General features: G+C 34.7%; 15 protein-coding genes and 5 pseudogenes. 18 read left to right on the top strand and 2 right to left on the bottom strand.

Annotated features, from left to right (window positions below; all coding sequences use genetic code 11):
- Positions 1-4: 4 nt before the first annotated feature.
- The 14 genes and pseudogenes from CQ058_RS18895 to CQ058_RS18820 all read left to right on the top strand — a co-directional run.
- Positions 5-610 (top strand): pentapeptide repeat-containing protein, encoded by a 606-nt coding sequence (locus CQ058_RS18895; RefSeq protein ID WP_002189192.1) that lies wholly within the window; start codon positions 5-7, stop codon positions 608-610.
- 122 nt (positions 611-732) lie between these two features.
- Complete coding sequence (locus CQ058_RS18890) at positions 733-1092, top strand: YunG family protein (protein ID WP_002189193.1); 360 nt, start codon at positions 733-735, stop codon at positions 1090-1092.
- A gap of 53 nt (positions 1093-1145) precedes the next feature.
- A complete protein-coding gene (locus CQ058_RS18885) occupies positions 1146-2471 on the top strand; it encodes a bifunctional S-methyl-5'-thioadenosine deaminase/S-adenosylhomocysteine deaminase (protein ID WP_012260737.1) in 1326 nt (441 codons plus the stop codon).
- A 284-nt stretch (positions 2472-2755) separates the two neighbouring features.
- Positions 2756-2890, top strand: a complete 135-nt coding sequence (locus CQ058_RS32335; RefSeq protein ID WP_255256129.1) for a hypothetical protein — start codon at positions 2756-2758, stop codon at positions 2888-2890.
- Positions 2887-3163: pseudogene (locus CQ058_RS18875) on the top strand (phage holin family protein); the annotation flags it as partial. The gene CQ058_RS32335 and the pseudogene CQ058_RS18875, both read left to right, overlap by 4 nt.
- Positions 3163-3672 (top strand): annotated as a pseudogene (locus CQ058_RS18870) (N-acetylmuramoyl-L-alanine amidase); the annotation flags it as partial. The pseudogenes CQ058_RS18875 and CQ058_RS18870, both read left to right, overlap by 1 nt.
- 99 nt (positions 3673-3771) lie before the next feature.
- The gene (locus CQ058_RS32880; protein ID WP_369811979.1) at positions 3772-3936 is read left to right on the top strand and encodes an N-acetylmuramoyl-L-alanine amidase C-terminal domain-containing protein; all 165 of its coding nucleotides are present in this window, start codon (positions 3772-3774) and stop codon (positions 3934-3936) included.
- A gap of 170 nt (positions 3937-4106) precedes the next feature.
- Positions 4107-4329 (top strand): annotated as a pseudogene (locus CQ058_RS18865) (replication-relaxation family protein); the annotation flags it as partial.
- Positions 4330-4511: 182 nt separating this feature from the next.
- Positions 4512-6140, top strand: a complete 1629-nt coding sequence (locus CQ058_RS18860) for a peptide ABC transporter substrate-binding protein (protein ID WP_002189197.1) — start codon at positions 4512-4514, stop codon at positions 6138-6140.
- 315 nt (positions 6141-6455) lie between these two features.
- Positions 6456-6569 (top strand): annotated as a pseudogene (locus CQ058_RS32735) (WXG100 family type VII secretion target); the annotation flags it as partial.
- Between the two features lie 14 nt (positions 6570-6583).
- A complete protein-coding gene (locus CQ058_RS18840) occupies positions 6584-6793 on the top strand; it encodes a hypothetical protein (RefSeq protein WP_002189198.1) in 210 nt (69 codons plus the stop codon).
- A 59-nt stretch (positions 6794-6852) separates the two neighbouring features.
- Positions 6853-7233: a BA_1872 family lipoprotein gene (locus tag CQ058_RS18835; RefSeq protein ID WP_002189199.1), complete on the top strand. Its 381-nt coding sequence runs from the start codon at positions 6853-6855 to the stop codon at positions 7231-7233.
- 327 nt (positions 7234-7560) lie between these two features.
- A complete protein-coding gene (locus CQ058_RS18825; RefSeq protein WP_078176846.1) occupies positions 7561-9606 on the top strand; it encodes a class I SAM-dependent methyltransferase in 2046 nt (681 codons plus the stop codon).
- Positions 9607-9633: 27 nt separating this feature from the next.
- Positions 9634-9780, top strand: a pseudogene (locus tag CQ058_RS18820) (radical SAM/SPASM domain-containing protein); the annotation flags it as partial.
- A 166-nt stretch (positions 9781-9946) separates the two neighbouring features.
- Here the strand turns inward: CQ058_RS18820 and CQ058_RS18815 are convergent.
- Complete coding sequence (locus CQ058_RS18815; RefSeq protein ID WP_002189200.1) at positions 9947-10471, bottom strand: GNAT family N-acetyltransferase; 525 nt, start codon at positions 10469-10471, stop codon at positions 9947-9949.
- A gap of 143 nt (positions 10472-10614) precedes the next feature.
- Here CQ058_RS18815 and CQ058_RS18810 point away from each other — a divergent pair, with 143 nt between their 5' ends.
- The 3 genes from CQ058_RS18810 to CQ058_RS18800 all read left to right on the top strand — a co-directional run bounded on the left by CQ058_RS18810 (position 10615) and on the right by CQ058_RS18800 (position 13313).
- On the top strand, positions 10615-11313 hold the full coding sequence (locus CQ058_RS18810) for a response regulator transcription factor (protein ID WP_002141282.1): 699 nt from the start codon (positions 10615-10617) through the stop codon (positions 11311-11313).
- On the top strand, positions 11303-12370 hold the full coding sequence (locus CQ058_RS18805) for a sensor histidine kinase (protein ID WP_002165972.1): 1068 nt from the start codon (positions 11303-11305) through the stop codon (positions 12368-12370). The genes CQ058_RS18810 and CQ058_RS18805 overlap by 11 nt, the downstream gene beginning before the upstream one ends.
- 82 nt (positions 12371-12452) lie before the next feature.
- A complete protein-coding gene (locus CQ058_RS18800) occupies positions 12453-13313 on the top strand; it encodes a M23 family metallopeptidase (RefSeq protein WP_002165971.1) in 861 nt (286 codons plus the stop codon).
- A 59-nt stretch (positions 13314-13372) separates the two neighbouring features.
- Here the strand turns inward: CQ058_RS18800 and CQ058_RS18795 are convergent, their stop codons facing one another.
- On the bottom strand, positions 13373-14668 hold the full coding sequence (locus tag CQ058_RS18795; protein WP_001030684.1) for an Nramp family divalent metal transporter: 1296 nt from the start codon (positions 14666-14668) through the stop codon (positions 13373-13375).
- 493 nt (positions 14669-15161) lie between these two features.
- Here CQ058_RS18795 and trhO point away from each other — a divergent pair, with 493 nt between their 5' ends.
- Positions 15162-16121, top strand: a complete 960-nt coding sequence (gene trhO / locus CQ058_RS18790) for an oxygen-dependent tRNA uridine(34) hydroxylase TrhO (protein WP_002086277.1) — start codon at positions 15162-15164, stop codon at positions 16119-16121.
- Positions 16122-16147 lie beyond the last annotated feature (26 nt).

Raw genomic sequence — 16147 nt, 5'->3', positions numbered from 1 at the left:
GATTATGAGTGAATTTGTAAATAAAGAATATGTAGAAATAGATTTTCAAGATGTCTGGATAAAAGAAGAGGAATTGAAAAATTGTACCTTCATAAAATGCCGTTTTAGAGGGATAGATGCATCAGAAGTTTTTACTAAAAATTGTAATTTCATAGAATGTGATTTTACTGGTACTCTTTTTAATGCTTCTATCCATCAAGGAACTACGTTTGCTAATTGTAGGTTTTTTGGTGCGAATTTATTTGTATCTAAGTTTGAAGAATGTAAAATGACTGGTTCGGATTTCGAAGAGGCGAATTTAGACGGAATAACAATTATATCAGGCGATTGGTCATATACGAATTTAAGGTTTGCAAACTTAAGTAAACAAATGTTAAAGGGTATTCGTTTAATTGAAGCTGACCTATATGAATGTAATTTAGAAAAAGCAGATTTGCGTGAAGCGGATTTAACGGGCGCACAATTAGGTAAGGTGAAACTTAGTGGGGCGGATTTAAGAGGAGCTGTAGTTGATAGAGTTGATTTTAAAGCTTTTGATTTAAAAAACGTGAAATTAGATATAGCGCAGGCGGTTGCAGTTGCGAGATGTTATGGAGCAAAGGTGAATTAAATCATTTGTAACACCGTTCAATATATTGAACGGTGTTACAAATAGTAATGATTTTTAAAAATTGCCTTTTACCGCTTTTATAATATGATGTGTGAAATTGCTAATGTCAGGAGATGCTGAATATGGATAGCATAAAGATTAAACAACTATATGAAGCATTAAGAAAATCTTGGTCAATAGAAACGAGTTCTAAGTGGACGAGCGAAAACCCAGCAAAGGGACAATGTGGTGTAACGGCCCTTATTGTCCAAGAATTGTGCGGGGGAGAGATAATAAAGACGAAGATAGGTGAAGTATGGCATTTCTACAATAAAGTAGATGGGAAAAGGTATGATTTTACTAGGACCCAATTTCATGAAACATTAAACTATATGGACATGAAGTCGAGCCGTGAAGAAGCATTTGCAGATACAAATGAAAAACAATATAGCATTTTGAAGGAAAAGACAACGAAAGAATTAAAATTATCTTTTGACTCTTAATCTTCAATAAGTTACTATAATGGTGGTAACTAATTAAAGGGAACTTCATAGAGTTGAAAGGGGAAATACTTTTGAAAACAACTTATGTAAACGCTACAATTGCAACGATGAATGAACAAAATGAAGTGATAGAAAATGGATATATCATTGTAGAAAATGATCAAATTATAGATGTAAATAGCGGAGAATTCGCTAACGATTTTGAAGTAGATGAAGTAATTGACATGAAAGGAAAGTGGGTTTTACCAGGGCTTGTCAATACACATACACATGTTGTTATGAGCCTTTTGAGAGGTATCGGAGATGATATGTTATTGCAGCCATGGCTTGAGACGAGAATTTGGCCACTTGAAAGTCAGTTTACGCCAGAGCTTGCGGTCGCTAGCACGGAATTAGGATTACTTGAAATGGTGAAAAGTGGTACAACATCATTCTCTGATATGTTTAATCCTATTGGAGTAGACCAAGATGCAATTATGGAAACGGTATCAAGAAGTGGAATGCGTGCTGCTGTTTCAAGAACTTTATTTAGCTTCGGAACGAAAGACGATGAAAAGAAAGCAATTGAAGAAGCTGAGAAATATGTGAAGCGTTACTATAACGAAAGTGGTATGTTAACTACGATGGTTGCACCGCATAGTCCATATACATGTTCCACAGAACTGTTAGAAGAGTGTGCTCGTATTGCAGTAGAAAATCAAACGATGGTTCATATTCATCTTTCTGAAACAGAGCGTGAAGTACGTGATATTGAAGCACAGTATGGGAAGCGTCCAGTAGAATATGCAGCAAGTTGCGGATTGTTTAAACGCCCAACAGTTATTGCGCACGGTGTAGTATTAAATGAAAATGAGCGTGCATTTTTAGCAGAACATGATGTTCGAGTAGCTCATAACCCAAATAGTAATTTAAAACTAGGTTCTGGTATAGCGAATGTAAAAGCGATGCTAGAAGCAGGAATAAAAGTAGGAATTGCAACAGATAGTGTGGCGTCTAACAACAATTTAGATATGTTTGAAGAAATGCGTATAGCGACTTTATTACAAAAAGGTATTCATCAAGATGCAACAGCATTACCAGTTGAAACAGCTCTTTCTCTTGCGACAAAAGGAGCTGCGGAAGTAATTGGTATGAAACAAACGGGATCACTTGAGGTTGGTAAGTGTGCTGATTTTATTACGATTGATCCATCTAATAAGCCACATTTACAACCGGCAGATGAAGTGTTATCACATCTTGTGTATGCAGCTAGTGGAAAAGATATAAGCGATGTAATTATTAATGGTAAACGTGTCGTTTGGAATGGTGAATGTAAAACGTTAGATGAAGAGCGTATTATATTTGAAGCAAGTCGTTATAAACGAGGCTTACAAAGATAGGTATTTATATACCAGTTGAGAAAGCTATCCTTTCTAGAAAATAGAATAGGGTAGCTTTTTTTATTGAACGAATAAATATTCAAAAGAATGTCGCATCTTTCTATTGGTATTTCTGCTGCAATATGGGCTGTATTAGGAGATAGTATTACATCACTAAATTATGCAGACATTCCTTATTGGAAAGTGATTAGTAATGCTAATAATATAATTACTATGGTATTTCGGGGTTTCGTATAGCAGTGTGGGAAGGACACGACCGGCCAATGTGTACAAGATATGCAAACATGACCGATGACGCAGATATCATTACTGTTTTCGGAGGTACAAATGATTACGGGAATACGGTTACACTGGGAACAATAAACAGTGTAGATACAGGTGCTTTTTACGGAGCATTGAACGTCCTGTGTGCAGGTTAAAAAGTAAAGTTGGCTTCAAAGGCATCGCCAAAAAGGTGGTGCTTTTTCTTTTGAGTGGAGTGAAAACCAAATTAGGTACAGCACTTGGAGGTAATAGTGCTATTCGTGAAGCGACAATTTTTTATCGGAAATGAGTTGCTTTCACTTTTAGAAAACGCTGGTCGTATGGGAATTCCGCTACCTTCAGCACTAACGAATGCAGTTGAAATTTTAGGTGGCAAGAGCAATAAGACAAGTTCTGAATATGATAATAAGAAAGGAGATGTTGAATAATGACACGTTATAGTTTACACGGAGGGCACAACAGTATTGTACAAGGGGCTAATTCCGGAAATCGAAAAGAGCATATTATGGACCGTCAGGTGAAAGATGCGGTGGCAGCTAAGTTAAGAGCTTTAGGACACACAGTCTATGATGATACAGACGAAGTAGGAAGCACTCAAGCGCAAAATTTAAATAATATCGTTCGTAATAGTAATTCCCATAATGTGGATTTGGTTGTTTCTTTTCATCTTAATTCAAGTGATGGGAATGGGCAGGGTGTGGAAGTTCTGTATTATGATCAGAAAGAGCTGGCGGCTAAAATCTCAGCTCAACTAGCAAAAGATATTGGATGGCGTGATCGTGGTGCGAAACAACGTACTGATTTAGCCGTATTGAATGGAACTAAAGCACCAGCTATTCTTATCGAATTAGGATTCATCGATAACGAATCCGACATGGCTAAATGGAATGTTGATAAAATCGCAAATTCTATCGTATATGCTCTAACGGGACAAACTGTTGGGGATGGTGGAGGAAACGGAGGTTCTAATGGTGGATATCAATATGTTAAGTCTGGTGAATTCGGGACAAACTATCTAAATGAAGCGATTCAAGCTATGGTTGAACGAGGAACAAAGGGAAAAGTTGTTGTTAATCCATTAACAGGTCTTGCTTATATCCAAACTGAGGTATTGCCTAATTCAGAACTAGATAAAATCACTTGGTGGATGGATACTCGACCAGGTGGTAAGTGGTGGTATGAATATATTAAAGTGAATTAATAATTTTTTAACAAAAGAATAGTTTGGTGACAAAAAATAAAAGCCGTTAATTACGGCTTTTATTTTTATTTTTGAGGATGAGCTATCTCCATTCTCTTTTATTCTTTTTTCGTGTTCTTTCTTTATTTCATCTGGAATGATGATTTCAATGTTACCCCATATTTTTTTATATTCCTGATGTGAAATTTCGTGACGAAGAAGGGATACTTCATGGAGTCGAAGTAGATCGGTCACAGAAAATGAAAGTGAATGAAGAGAAGTTAAAAAAGTATGAAGAGTTCACACAAATATATAAGCAGAAATATAACGGGAAGATGCCAGTCATTCATTTCTTTACAGTTACCAGCTAAGTATGATGTGTTTGTGAAATTGTATGTAATAGAAGAAATATAAAAAGCGTTAACAATTTTGCAAACGAACTTGCTAACACCTATACGAAATAGACATAAAATATCGCTGATACGTCGCTAAATAAAATGAGAATAATTAACGACTAATAATGAATAATGGTTTATTATAATGGAAGCAACAAAATATAACGTTTTATAATATTTTATATTTAAGGAGAGCAATTCATGAAGCGAAAAAAGAGCCGTTTAATGGTAATGGCACTTGTTACATCTTTATTTTTAACAGCTTGTAATAATAAAGCGAATAAAAGTGATGTAGAAGCTAAAAAACAAGTGTTAAATGTAACAGTATCAGAAGAAATTCCTTCCCTTGATACTACGAAAACGATGGATGGTACATCAGCACACGTTATGCAAAACATATTTGAAGGATTGTATGTGATAGATGATCAAGATAATCCAACTCCCGCTATAGCAAAATCGTTTGAAAGAAGTAAAAATGGTGAAAAATATACATTTGATTTGCGTAAAGATGCAAAATGGTCAAATGGAGACAGTGTAACAGCCAATGATTTTATGTTTGCGTGGAGACGGGCGGTAAGTCATGAAACAGCGTCTCAATATGCGTATATGCTCTTTTACGTGAAAAATGCGAAAGAGATAAATAAGGGAACAATGCCTCTTGATGAACTTGGGGTTAAAGTTATAAATGATTATAAGTTAGAAGTGGAACTAGAACAGCCAATTCCGTATTTTTTACAGTTGTTAGCGTTACCTATATACTTACCACAGCACGAATCATTTTTAAAAGAACAAGGAAAGAATTATGCATTGGAACCTAGTAATCTCATATATAACGGTCCATTTGTATTAGAGAAGTGGAAGCATGAACAAGAGTTTCAATTAAAGAAGAATGCTACATATTGGGATCAAAAGAAAGTGAAATTAGACGAGATAAACTTTCAAATTGTAAAGGATACAATGACAGTTGTTAACTTATACCAAGCTGGTGATTTGGATCGAGTGCCTATTAATTCTCAATTTGTAGACAAGTATAAAGGGAATAAAGAATTACATATGTCGAGCGATCCTGGGATTGCTATGCTCCGTTTTAATGAAAAAAATAATGCGTTAGCAAATAAGAAAGTACGTCAATCTATTTCATTAGCGTTAAATAAGAAGGATTTTGTTGCTCACTTTATTAATAACGGGGCAAAACCTGCAAGTGGACTTGTACCAGTTGGTCATGTAAATGAAGAGACTGGTCAAGATTTTAGAAAAGAAAACGGAGATCTTTCTCCATATGATTTGCAAAATGCAAAAAAGATTTGGGAAGAAGCGAAGAAAGAACTGGGAGTAGACGAAGTAAAACTCGAATTTTTAACATATGAACAAGATAATGCAAAACGTATGGCAGAATATATAAAAGGTGACTTAGAAAAGCATTTGCAAGGATTAACGATACAAATTAAACAACAACCATTTAAGCAAAAATTACAGTTAGAACAAACAGGAGATTACGATATATCTATGGCAAATTGGGGACCTGACTATAAAGACCCAATTAGTTATTTAGAACTATTTACGACGGATAATCCGAATAACAAAATGAATTATTCTAACCTTCACTACGATGAATTAATAAAGAAAGCGAAAAGCGATCTAGTACTAGATCAGAATAAAAGATGGGAAGCATTACAAGAGGCCGAGCGAATTCTGCTAGAGGATGCTGCAGTTGCACCGCTTTATCAAATGGGATCAGCTTACGTACAAAAGGATTATGTAAAAGGAATTGAGAAGCATCAATTTGGTGGTGTTTATACGTATAAGAATGCTTATATCGCTAATGAATAAATACAAAAAACCTTACTTTTTAAAAAGTAAGGTTTTTTTAAAGAGTACATGGAATAAGGGAATACAGTACAAATCAGCATACAAACAATCTCTTGTTGTAACTATGTTTTTTTTTAATTATATAAAAAATATTAGATTATATATTTTGTCATTGATATACTTAAAAGGTAATTGAGGTATTAAGATGAATCGATAGAGATGTTTGTGTAGAATTATTTGAGTATTATAAAAATAAGGGAGCTTAAGTGTTTGATTTGAACGGGGCTTTTTCTATATGAATTAATTGGTATGTATAATACTTGGGGATATTAATTTGGGAATCTCGGGGGATCCTTTGAAGCTAGAAAAAGCAGAGTCAAATTCCATGTACCATTAGGTCCTGGTGTAGGTTTATGGGGATTTGGTTTAGAAGTTAATGTTAAGGAATAAAGGGGATAATTAGTATGAATAAGAAAGTAAAAAGATTTAAATATTTTATGGTTGTATTAGCCTGTATTGCAATTTTTGGTACAATTTTACCTAATGCATTAGATCCAAATGAAACATTAGCAGGTAAAATTTCAATTGCAGTTTTTGGCATAGTTGGTACTTGTTTATTATTTTCTATTACTTATTTTATTATAAAAACAGCTATTTTAAGAGGTGGGAAATAAGATGGTACAAAATTTAGAGTTAGAATTTTAATTCATATACATAAAAAAGGAGAATTTCTATGAAATTACTACGTTTATTTATGATTTTCACTCTTGTTGTATTGTTAAGCGCATGCAATACAGCAACACAAGTCACAAAGGTTCAAAAAAATGGCGAAACGACTTTGAAAATTGGTTCGTTGCAAGGGTATTACGATGTGCAAACGATTAAAGCTGAAAAAGGAAATGTGGAAATTCCTTATGAAGCAGCCGTTGAAGAAGGTACGATTTTATTGCAAGTTACAAAAGGTGATAAGGTTATTTATGAAGAAGAAGTCACTTCTCAACAAGAAGGTCTGCTTTCTTTTGAAGCGCCAAAATCCGGATCATATGATTTAATTGTACGAGTGAAGGGTGAAAAAGAGAAAGCAAAAGAAATTCAAATACATACTAATCTATGAAAAAATGGCAAGTGGAGTGCACCCGCTTGCCGTTTCTATTTTCGGTTGATTCTATCACAACATATGTTTATCAATTTAAGAAATGCTTCGCTGAGTCCTGCTGTTTATTCCGCCGAAATTCCTGATGAAGTTAAAATAAGAGATGAACAAAAGAATGTGTTACAAACTTGGCATGTTAGAAACGAAATTGATAACTCTCTTTTACATGATAAAAAGACTGGTTTTGATGCATTTGTATTTGAAAGAGATATAGATGGTAAAGGGGGCATAAGGTGATAATCTTTTTAGAGAAGATGTCCCAGACCATACTACTGATATTGATTATATATGGGGGTAAATAAGTTGAAAAATATTGAGGTTCTAAATAAATACATTGAAGGGTTTTCTAATACTCTCCCTACGTGGTTAAAGTATCTAATCGAGGCAGAGGAGATACATCAAAACTATGAGAATGTACAAGTACTTGGTGAATTAAAAACAGATGCGGTGTTGTACTATGTACACCGTACGCTGCAAGTGTTAGATGGATTGTCTTTAGATGAAGAAGCGTATCGCATTATTGAAAAAGTACTAACGTATAGTGAGCTTGCAAAGGTAGGCTCTTTAAAACAGCGAGAGAAATGGAAGAAGAACGGAATCAATCTATTGGTACATAACGAGGGTTCTGCTGATATCTTTAGTGATATTCAGTTTATCGAACATATAGAGACAAACTTAAACTCTACTGAGTATTTGTTTGTTCGAGATTTAATTAGAACACATGGATTAATAGGGCAGTATATCCGCGGAGAGGCTCGTTTGAACTCTCATATTGATTTAATTGACACATATAAAGAAGAATACGGAGACGTTAGGTTAAAGGAGATTCTATACTATCTTAATCAATGTATTATTGAAGGTGTATCAAAATCTTTGTGGAGCGAAGTAAAGAACGATGTGAAGATTACAATTGATGGGCTATTTGATGGTTATGTGGAGCCATTTACTTCTCGTGTACATAGACTCACGCCAAAACATAAGGAGTCAGTATTTGAAAAAGATATAATTATGGGGAGCGAGAAGAGAGACGTTCAAACATTTTTATCTGATAAGGATTTGTGGTATGTAGAACCGTCTATGCATGCCCTTAGCTTCGAGGATATTTGGACAGTTTTTGTTATGTTAAAGAACGAGATAGGCACTAGAAAGGTTCAGCATATCCATTTCGAGAAATTGATGCAGCAGTTGCACTATGATTTCAAAGGCGAGAAGAAGGACAACGTGTATCGTAAGCGGGTTATTGAGAAGTATCTACGGGAGTACCGTGAGAACGAGAAGCCGAATACAACACATGTTTCTTTTGAGGTTAAAGTCGATGAAGATATGAAGACTGCGTATGTGTCGTTTCAGTTTTCTGCTGTAGGTGAAGCGTTAATCATCTTCTGTGTAGAGGCAGAAAAGATAGATATGATGCATGCTCGGGCAAATGTACTGCTCTTTGATTTCTTCGGGTTACGAAAGGATGCATATGATAGATTCCATAACGAAGAAGTGTATTTGGAGCATATGAATAGTTCGGCTGATGATAAACGAATTATTCTTGATTATATAAAGGGAGATACGATTGTAGATGTCGGATCCGGTGGTGGTGTTATGCTAGACATGATTGAAGAAGAGACCGAGGATAAACGAATCTACGGTATCGATATTTCCGAAAATGTGATTGATACGCTGAAAAAGAAGAAACAGGACGAAAGTCGTTCTTGGGACGTCATTAAAGGGGATGCTATCAACTTAGGTAGCTCGTTTGATAAAGAATCGGTTGATACGATTGTGTATTCTTCTATCCTTCATGAGCTGTTCTCTTATATTGAGTATGAAGGTAAGAAATTCAATCATGAAGTAATTAAAAAGGGGTTACAGAGTGCTTACGAGGTGATAAAGCCAGGAGGTCGTATTATCATTCGTGATGGCATCATGACTGAAGATAAAATGTTAATGCGTGTGATTCATTTTAAAGATGCAGGTGGAATGAAGTTCTTAGAGCAGTATGTCCGTGAATTTAAGGGGCGTATAATCCAATATGAGGTACTTGCAGACAATACAGTCAAAATGCCTGTTAACGATGCGATGGAGTTCTTATATACGTATACATGGGGTGAGGATTCCTTCGTTCACGAGGTGCAAGAGCAGTTTGGAATCTTTACGCCAAACGACTATAAGGATTTCGTAAAGGGTATCTTTGGAGATAAAGTAAACATCGTTCAAGCTATGAACTATTTACAGGATGGATATACACAACATCTTAGCGAGAAAATCGATTTTAAAGATGAGTCTGGGAATGCGGTTGTGCTACCGGATAGTACGTTCTTTATGGTTTTAGAAAAGAGGTAATGATATTGAAAACTTATAAAAAGTTTAGTTTGTGGGTTTCGATATGTTTGTGGAGGATCTCGTTCTAAAGCATATGCAATGACGGGAGATTACATGGAAAGCGAACCTTTCTGTGTATACATTCCAAAAGCATTGCGAAAACAGAAAAAGAACGTAAAAAAGGGACATGAGTAAGAATATGCTCATGCCCTTTGTTTAGATTATATAATTTATTGTACTTCGCATCAGTCGTATGATGATCTAAGAAATGAAAAACGCTCGGTTTCCCATCTTTCGTTAAAAATCCACTATCTTGATTCATTATGCTGAAACGAGTTTTTACGTATAATTTCTATTAAACTCATTTTAATAAAGAATAATAATTCGTATCATATGGGATATCATCTTGATACATATAATTTTTTAGAACGCCTTCTTTTTCAAATCCTAATTTTAATAGCACTTTATTGGAAGCTTCATTTTCAAGAAATACAATTGCTCCGATCCGTTTTAAATGAAGTGTGTGGAAACCGTATGATATAACTCCAGAAACCGCTTCAGTCGCATATCCATTTCCCCAGTGTTCAGGCAAAAAGGCATAACTTATATTTGCTCGTTTATGTTCGGAAGACCAATCATGAAAACCAATTGTTCCAATGAGCCCTTTCTTGTCTTTTAATTCGATTCCCCATTTAATGCCGCTTCTTGCGTTGTACCCCAACTTAAAATTAGTAAGGATTTGTTTTACTTGATCCAAATTTTGCAATGGTTTTTGGCCATAATGGCGCAGGACATCAGTATTAGAAAAGCATTGTAGTATACTCGGTGCATCTTCTTCGGTAAGTTCTCGTAAAATGAGTCGGTTGGTTTTTAATATAGGAAACATATTTTCACTCCATTTCTTATGAAACTAGAATGTATTTGTTATTATATAATTTAATCTGAAAATAAAGATTATTCAAGAGGGAAGTATGGTTTTGATTTGTGATAAAATTGATTGTGGAATATATTTCAAAAAGAGGTTTGTATATGGAGAAAAACTCAATTTTAATTGTAGATGATGATCGAGATATTATTCGATTCGTTAATGAAAATTTAAAACAAGAAGGTTTTAGTGTTTTTAGTGCTGACAACGGAGAAGAGGCGTTAGAGGTATTGAATAATAATGATGTTCAACTTGCTATCCTTGATGTTATGATGCCTCAAATGGATGGGATTGAATTGTGTAGAAGGATAAGAGAGAAATATAGTTTACCAATTATGTTTTTAAGCGCGAAATCATCGGACGTAGATAAAGTCGTTGGATTTAGTACTGGGGCAGATGATTATATTGTGAAACCGTTCAGTACAATTGAATTTATAGCAAGAGTGAAAGCTCAATTAAGAAGGTATACATACTTCAATCAAAATGCTGTTCAAGTAATAGAAAAGAAAATAAACATTAGAGGTTTAGAAATAGATGAAGTGTCGAGAACAGTGATGTTATATGGAGAAACAATCAATCTTACGAAAACTGAATATGATATTTTGTACTTAATGGCCGCTGCAATGAATCGTGTGTTTACTATTGAAGAAATATATGAAAGCGTTTGGAAAGAAAGGGCCTATGAAAGTAATAATACAGTAATGGTTCATATTGCAAGATTAAGAAATAAAATTGAAGAGAATCCAAAAGAGCCGAAGTTTATTCAAAATGTTTGGGGAGTCGGATATAAAATTGAAGATTAAATCATTACAAGGCATGAGAGCTAAGTTTTTTATCGCATTCATATGTAGCATTTTGTTAGCAACTGTAAGTATAATAGCGTTTCAAATTGTAATTGGAAATATATATAGTCATGTTACTGCGTTAGAGGAAAAATATTCATTTTTATATTTAATAGTTTTTTTAATTTTTACTACAATATACTTTGCATTCATGACAAAAACAATGATGAAAAGATTATCTGAAATTAACAAGAGTCTGAAGGAAATAAGTAATGGTAATTTTGAAATACATATACTTATTTCAAAAAATGACGAGATTGGTGAATTAGCAGCGAATGTTAATAGAATGGCCAAAAGTTTAAAAGAGTCTATCGAGAATGAAAAAAAATCGCAAGAAATGAAAAATGAAATGATTAGTAATATTTCTCATGACTTACGAACACCTGTAACATCCCTAATAGGTTACGCGGACCTGTTAGGAAATCAGCTTCATTCAAATAGAGAAGAATGTGAACAGTATGTAAGTATATTAAAGCGAAAAAGTTATGAATTAAAAAATCAAGTAGATGGTTTATTAGAATATTGTCAAATAAATTATAGAGAGATCGAATTACATAAAAGTGTAATAAATATGAAAGCGTTCATTGAACAAATCATGATTGATTTTTTACCACAACTAGATGATGCTGATATGAGCTTTTGTATTAAAGGTGATAAGGTGTTACATGTGGAAATGGATGTAGCGGTTATGGTGAGGCTATTCGAAAATGTAATTAGTAATAGTATTATGTACGGGAAAGACGGAAAGGAGCTTTTAATTCAAGTTTCTAAAAGAGATATGAATGTTGAAATAGAAATTAAAAATTTTGGACAATGCATTCCGAATGAGAACCTTCCTTACGTTTTTGAAAAGTTTTATCGTGGTGAAAAATCACGTAGCTCTCATACGGGTGGAAAAGGAATGGGGCTTGCAATTGCGAGAAGTATAGCGGAACTTCATAAAGGAGATATCACTGTACGTAGTAACGATAAAGAAACGGTTTTCACTATCGTTTTACCGCAGTATAAAGAAATGTAAGAAAGTCGTAAGTATTTCTTTCATATGTCGTAATTTTTACTTCGTATCATGGGGAACAAAGATAGGAGAGTAGGGATACAGCATGTGGAAGAGATTTTTATTAGCGAGTATAGTTGCTTTTTTAATTATAAGTTGGAGTTTAGTTTATTTAGGTAATGGCGTTACATCAGTCTTTGTTTGGTGGATTATACAGGCTTTTAGTGTAATTTCAGTTTTTCTCTTAATAGGCTCAGCAGTAATGTTTGTTTGGAAAGGCATTTTTAGAAAGCGGATAGATGGAACGCTACTATTAATAGTTCTGTTTTCTACCATTGGAGCTTGGCCCGTGGGATGGTTCGCTAACATTGGGAGAATTGCATACCCAGTAGATGTACAGTCTATGAGTCCTAAAGTAGTCGTTCGTTTTCCTTTGAATGAACGAGCATTGATAGGTTGGGGCGGCGATAAATTAGAAACGAACTATCACGTTATAAAACCAAATGAACGATGGGCATACGATATTCTCATTCCACCAGCTGAAGTGAAAAGTAGTAAGTTAGAGGATTATGGAATATATGGAGCGAAAGTAATGGCACCAGCTTCTGGGACAGTTGTATCAATTAAAAATGATGAAATAGATTTAGTTCCGGGATCGGATGATTTTCAATCGATGGCGGGAAATCATATTTATTTACGACTGGATGAAACAGGTACATTTTTGTTTCTTGCCCATTTAAAGAAAGGATCAATTAAAGTGAGGGAAGGCGAACGTGTAAATGAAGGGGAGGTTCTTGCCCAAGTCGGTAACTCAGGAAGTTCAAGTGAACCACATTTACATATCCATCATCAAAGGCAGGATCCATCCAAGGTGAGTATGTTTTTCACGGAAGGCTTGCCACTTTATTTTCGAACTGAAAAAGGTGCGATAATGCCAGAAAGAGAGACATGCATAAGTGGTAAGTAGAAGGAAATCATTTCATACAAAAAGGGTATTCCAAATCAAATTTGGAATACCCTTCTTCATTACCCTACAAATGTTTGATACAGTAAGAAAATATTTAAAACGATAATAAGTGCAGCGATTAACCACGCGATAAATGTTGTAATGCGATGGTTGACGAGTGCGCCCATAATCTTCTTATTACTTGTAAACATAATAAGTGGTACTAATGCAAAGGCAATACCGAAAGATAAGACAACTTGACTCATAACGAGAGCGTAAGTTGGATTTACACCTAAAGCGATAATAACGAGAGGCGGAATCATTGTTATAAATCGGCGTAAGTATAACGGAATATGCATTCGAATGAATCCTTGCATAATAATATCACCAGACATCGTACCAACAGAAGAACTAGATAAACCTGCTGATAAAAGTCCAATCCCAAATAATGCAGCCGATACAGGACCGACTAAATTACTGAACTGGTTAAAAGCAACATCAAGGTCTTCAACGTGCAAGCCGTTTTTAAAGAATAGTGCAGCTGCTACAATTAACATACTTGCATTAATTGCTCCAGCGATAACCATTGCAATAATAATATCGATGAATTCGAAGCGGAAAATCTTTTTCTTTTGTTCATCATTTGTTCCGACTACACGGCGCTGCGTTAAGGCCGAATGTAAATATATCGCGTGCGGCATTACTGTCGCACCTAAAATTCCAGCTGCTAAAAGGATGCTATCTACACCTTGGAATTTTGGAGTGAAAAGTCCTGAGAGTAGAGGGCTTAATTCCGGTTTTGCGTAAAAGACTTGGATACCAAAAGCGATAACAACGATAAAAATCATACCTGTTATGATAGCTTCTAATGGACGAAAGCCTCTGCGTTGAAATTCAAGAATAATAAATGATCCAACTGCTGTAATTAAAGCAGCTGGTAACATCGGAATTCCAAATAGTAAGTATAAGCCAAGTGCTGCCCCGATAAATTCAGCTAAATCTGTAGCCATAATAACGAGTTCCCCTTGTATCCATAAACCGATGGAAACTGGTTTGGGGAAGTTTTCGCGAGCTACTTCAGGAAGATTTCTCCCAGTAGCGATTCCTAATTTAGCTGATAAAGTTTGAATTAATACAGCCATTAAATTAGAAGCGAGTATTACCCAAAGCAATAAATACCCATATTGTGATCCAGCTGCGATATTTGTAGCGAAGTTCCCAGGATCAATATAAGCAACTGATGCGATAAAAGCAGGTCCTAAGAATGGTAACAGTCTTTTAAAGCCTTTTGTTTGTCCACTTAACGCTAAATGGGCTGATTGAACTGTTGTACTTTGAGAAGGGACTTGTTCATCTTTTGTTATATCTTTATTCATAGTAGTATTCCCCTTTGAAATCTTAACTTGATTAAAGTTTCACTTTATTTTTACTCATTATTTCAATACATTTAGATATATGATGTGGCAATTTCATTTGAACATAAAAGTTTCCTTAATGCAAATTATATGACTGTGTGCAATGAATGGTGTGACGATGCAAAAATATTTTGGGAGTTTATGGTTGTTGAATAAGGGAGAAGATAATAAATTATAGGGTTGTTTTTGAAATTCATGTGAACATACAGCCTATATTACAGCATATTAATTGATGGAAATGAAATTGTATGATATATAATATATTGGGATTACAACCTAACCGTAGTGTTTTGTTCTGTAATCTTGTTTTTATTTCTGTTAACTTATAGAAAAAATTGTAAATAGAAGAAAATAGGCTACGTATAATTTTGTATATATTTTCTTATTATATATGTTTTGATATGAACGTTAACTTATACATGATTTTAAAATTTAGATAGGTGGTAGAAATACATTGGCAACTACAAAACCATATAGAGTATTACTATATTACATGTACACAACAATTGAAAATCCAGAAGAATTTGCTGAACAGCATTTAGAATTTTGTAAATCACTTGAGTTAAAAGGAAGAATTCTTGTAGCGACAGAAGGAATTAACGGAACTTGTTCTGGAACTGTTGAACAAACAGAAAAATACGTGGAAGCGATGAATAATGATCCACGTTTTGCTGGAATCGTATTTAAAATTGATGAGGCAGATGAACATGCATTCAAGAAAATGCACGTACGTCCTCGTTCAGAGTTAGTTACACTTCGTCTAGAAGACGACATTAACCCGAAAGAAATTACTGGGAAGTATTTAGAACCAAAAGATTTTTATGAGGCAATGAAACAAGAAGATACAGTTATCATTGATGCACGAAATGATTATGAATTTGATTTAGGACACTTCAAAGGTGCGATTAAACCAGATATTGAATCATTCCGTGAATTACCAGATTGGATTAGAGAAAATAAAGAAACACTTGAAGGTAAAAAGATTTTAACGTACTGTACAGGGGGAATTCGTTGTGAGAAATTCTCAGGTTGGTTAGTTCGTGAAGGTTATGAAGATGTAAGCCAGCTTCATGGCGGAATTGTAACGTACGGAAAAGATCCAGAAGTACAAGGTGAACTTTGGGATGGTCAATGTTACGTATTTGATGAGCGTATCGCTGTACCAGTAAACCAAAAAGAGCACGTTATCGTTGGTAAAGATCATTTTACAGGTGAACCTTGCGAGCGCTATGTAAACTGTGCAAACCCTGAATGTAACAAGAAAATTTTATGTTCTGAAGAAAGTGAAGCAAAACATTTACGTGCATGTTCTCATGAATGTCGTGTACACCCACGTAACCGTTACATCGTGCAACACGAATTAACAGAAGAGCAAGTAGCTGCTACATTAGAAAAAATCGAAGCAGGTAAGTAAGCATAATAGAAAACAGATGGTAGCAT

The organism is Bacillus sp. MYb56 (assembly GCF_002976445.1).
Classification (GTDB): domain Bacteria; phylum Bacillota; class Bacilli; order Bacillales; family Bacillaceae_G; genus Bacillus_A; species Bacillus_A mycoides.
This window is presented reverse-complemented; position numbering and strand designations above follow the sequence as displayed.

What these genes read in the sequence shown, in the direction of transcription:
- CQ058_RS18895 (WP_002189192.1), top strand. Translation starts at nt 5, where the DNA reads ATGAGTGAATTTGTAAATAAAGAATATGTAGAAATAGATTTTCAAGAT.
- CQ058_RS18800 (WP_002165971.1), top strand. Translation starts at nt 12,453, where the DNA reads ATGTGGAAGAGATTTTTATTAGCGAGTATAGTTGCTTTTTTAATTATA.
- CQ058_RS18810 (WP_002141282.1), top strand. Translation starts at nt 10,615, where the DNA reads ATGGAGAAAAACTCAATTTTAATTGTAGATGATGATCGAGATATTATT.
- CQ058_RS18840 (WP_002189198.1), top strand. Translation starts at nt 6,584, where the DNA reads ATGAATAAGAAAGTAAAAAGATTTAAATATTTTATGGTTGTATTAGCC.
- CQ058_RS18825 (WP_078176846.1), top strand. Translation starts at nt 7,561, where the DNA reads ATGGGGGTAAATAAGTTGAAAAATATTGAGGTTCTAAATAAATACATT.
- CQ058_RS32880 (WP_369811979.1), top strand. Translation starts at nt 3,772, where the DNA reads ATGGTTGAACGAGGAACAAAGGGAAAAGTTGTTGTTAATCCATTAACA.
- CQ058_RS18815 (WP_002189200.1), bottom strand. Translation starts at nt 10,471, where the DNA reads ATGTTTCCTATATTAAAAACCAACCGACTCATTTTACGAGAACTTACC.
- CQ058_RS32335 (WP_255256129.1), top strand. Translation starts at nt 2,756, where the DNA reads ATGACCGATGACGCAGATATCATTACTGTTTTCGGAGGTACAAATGAT.
- CQ058_RS18890 (WP_002189193.1), top strand. Translation starts at nt 733, where the DNA reads ATGGATAGCATAAAGATTAAACAACTATATGAAGCATTAAGAAAATCT.
- CQ058_RS18835 (WP_002189199.1), top strand. Translation starts at nt 6,853, where the DNA reads ATGAAATTACTACGTTTATTTATGATTTTCACTCTTGTTGTATTGTTA.
- CQ058_RS18860 (WP_002189197.1), top strand. Translation starts at nt 4,512, where the DNA reads ATGAAGCGAAAAAAGAGCCGTTTAATGGTAATGGCACTTGTTACATCT.
- CQ058_RS18795 (WP_001030684.1), bottom strand. Translation starts at nt 14,668, where the DNA reads ATGAATAAAGATATAACAAAAGATGAACAAGTCCCTTCTCAAAGTACA.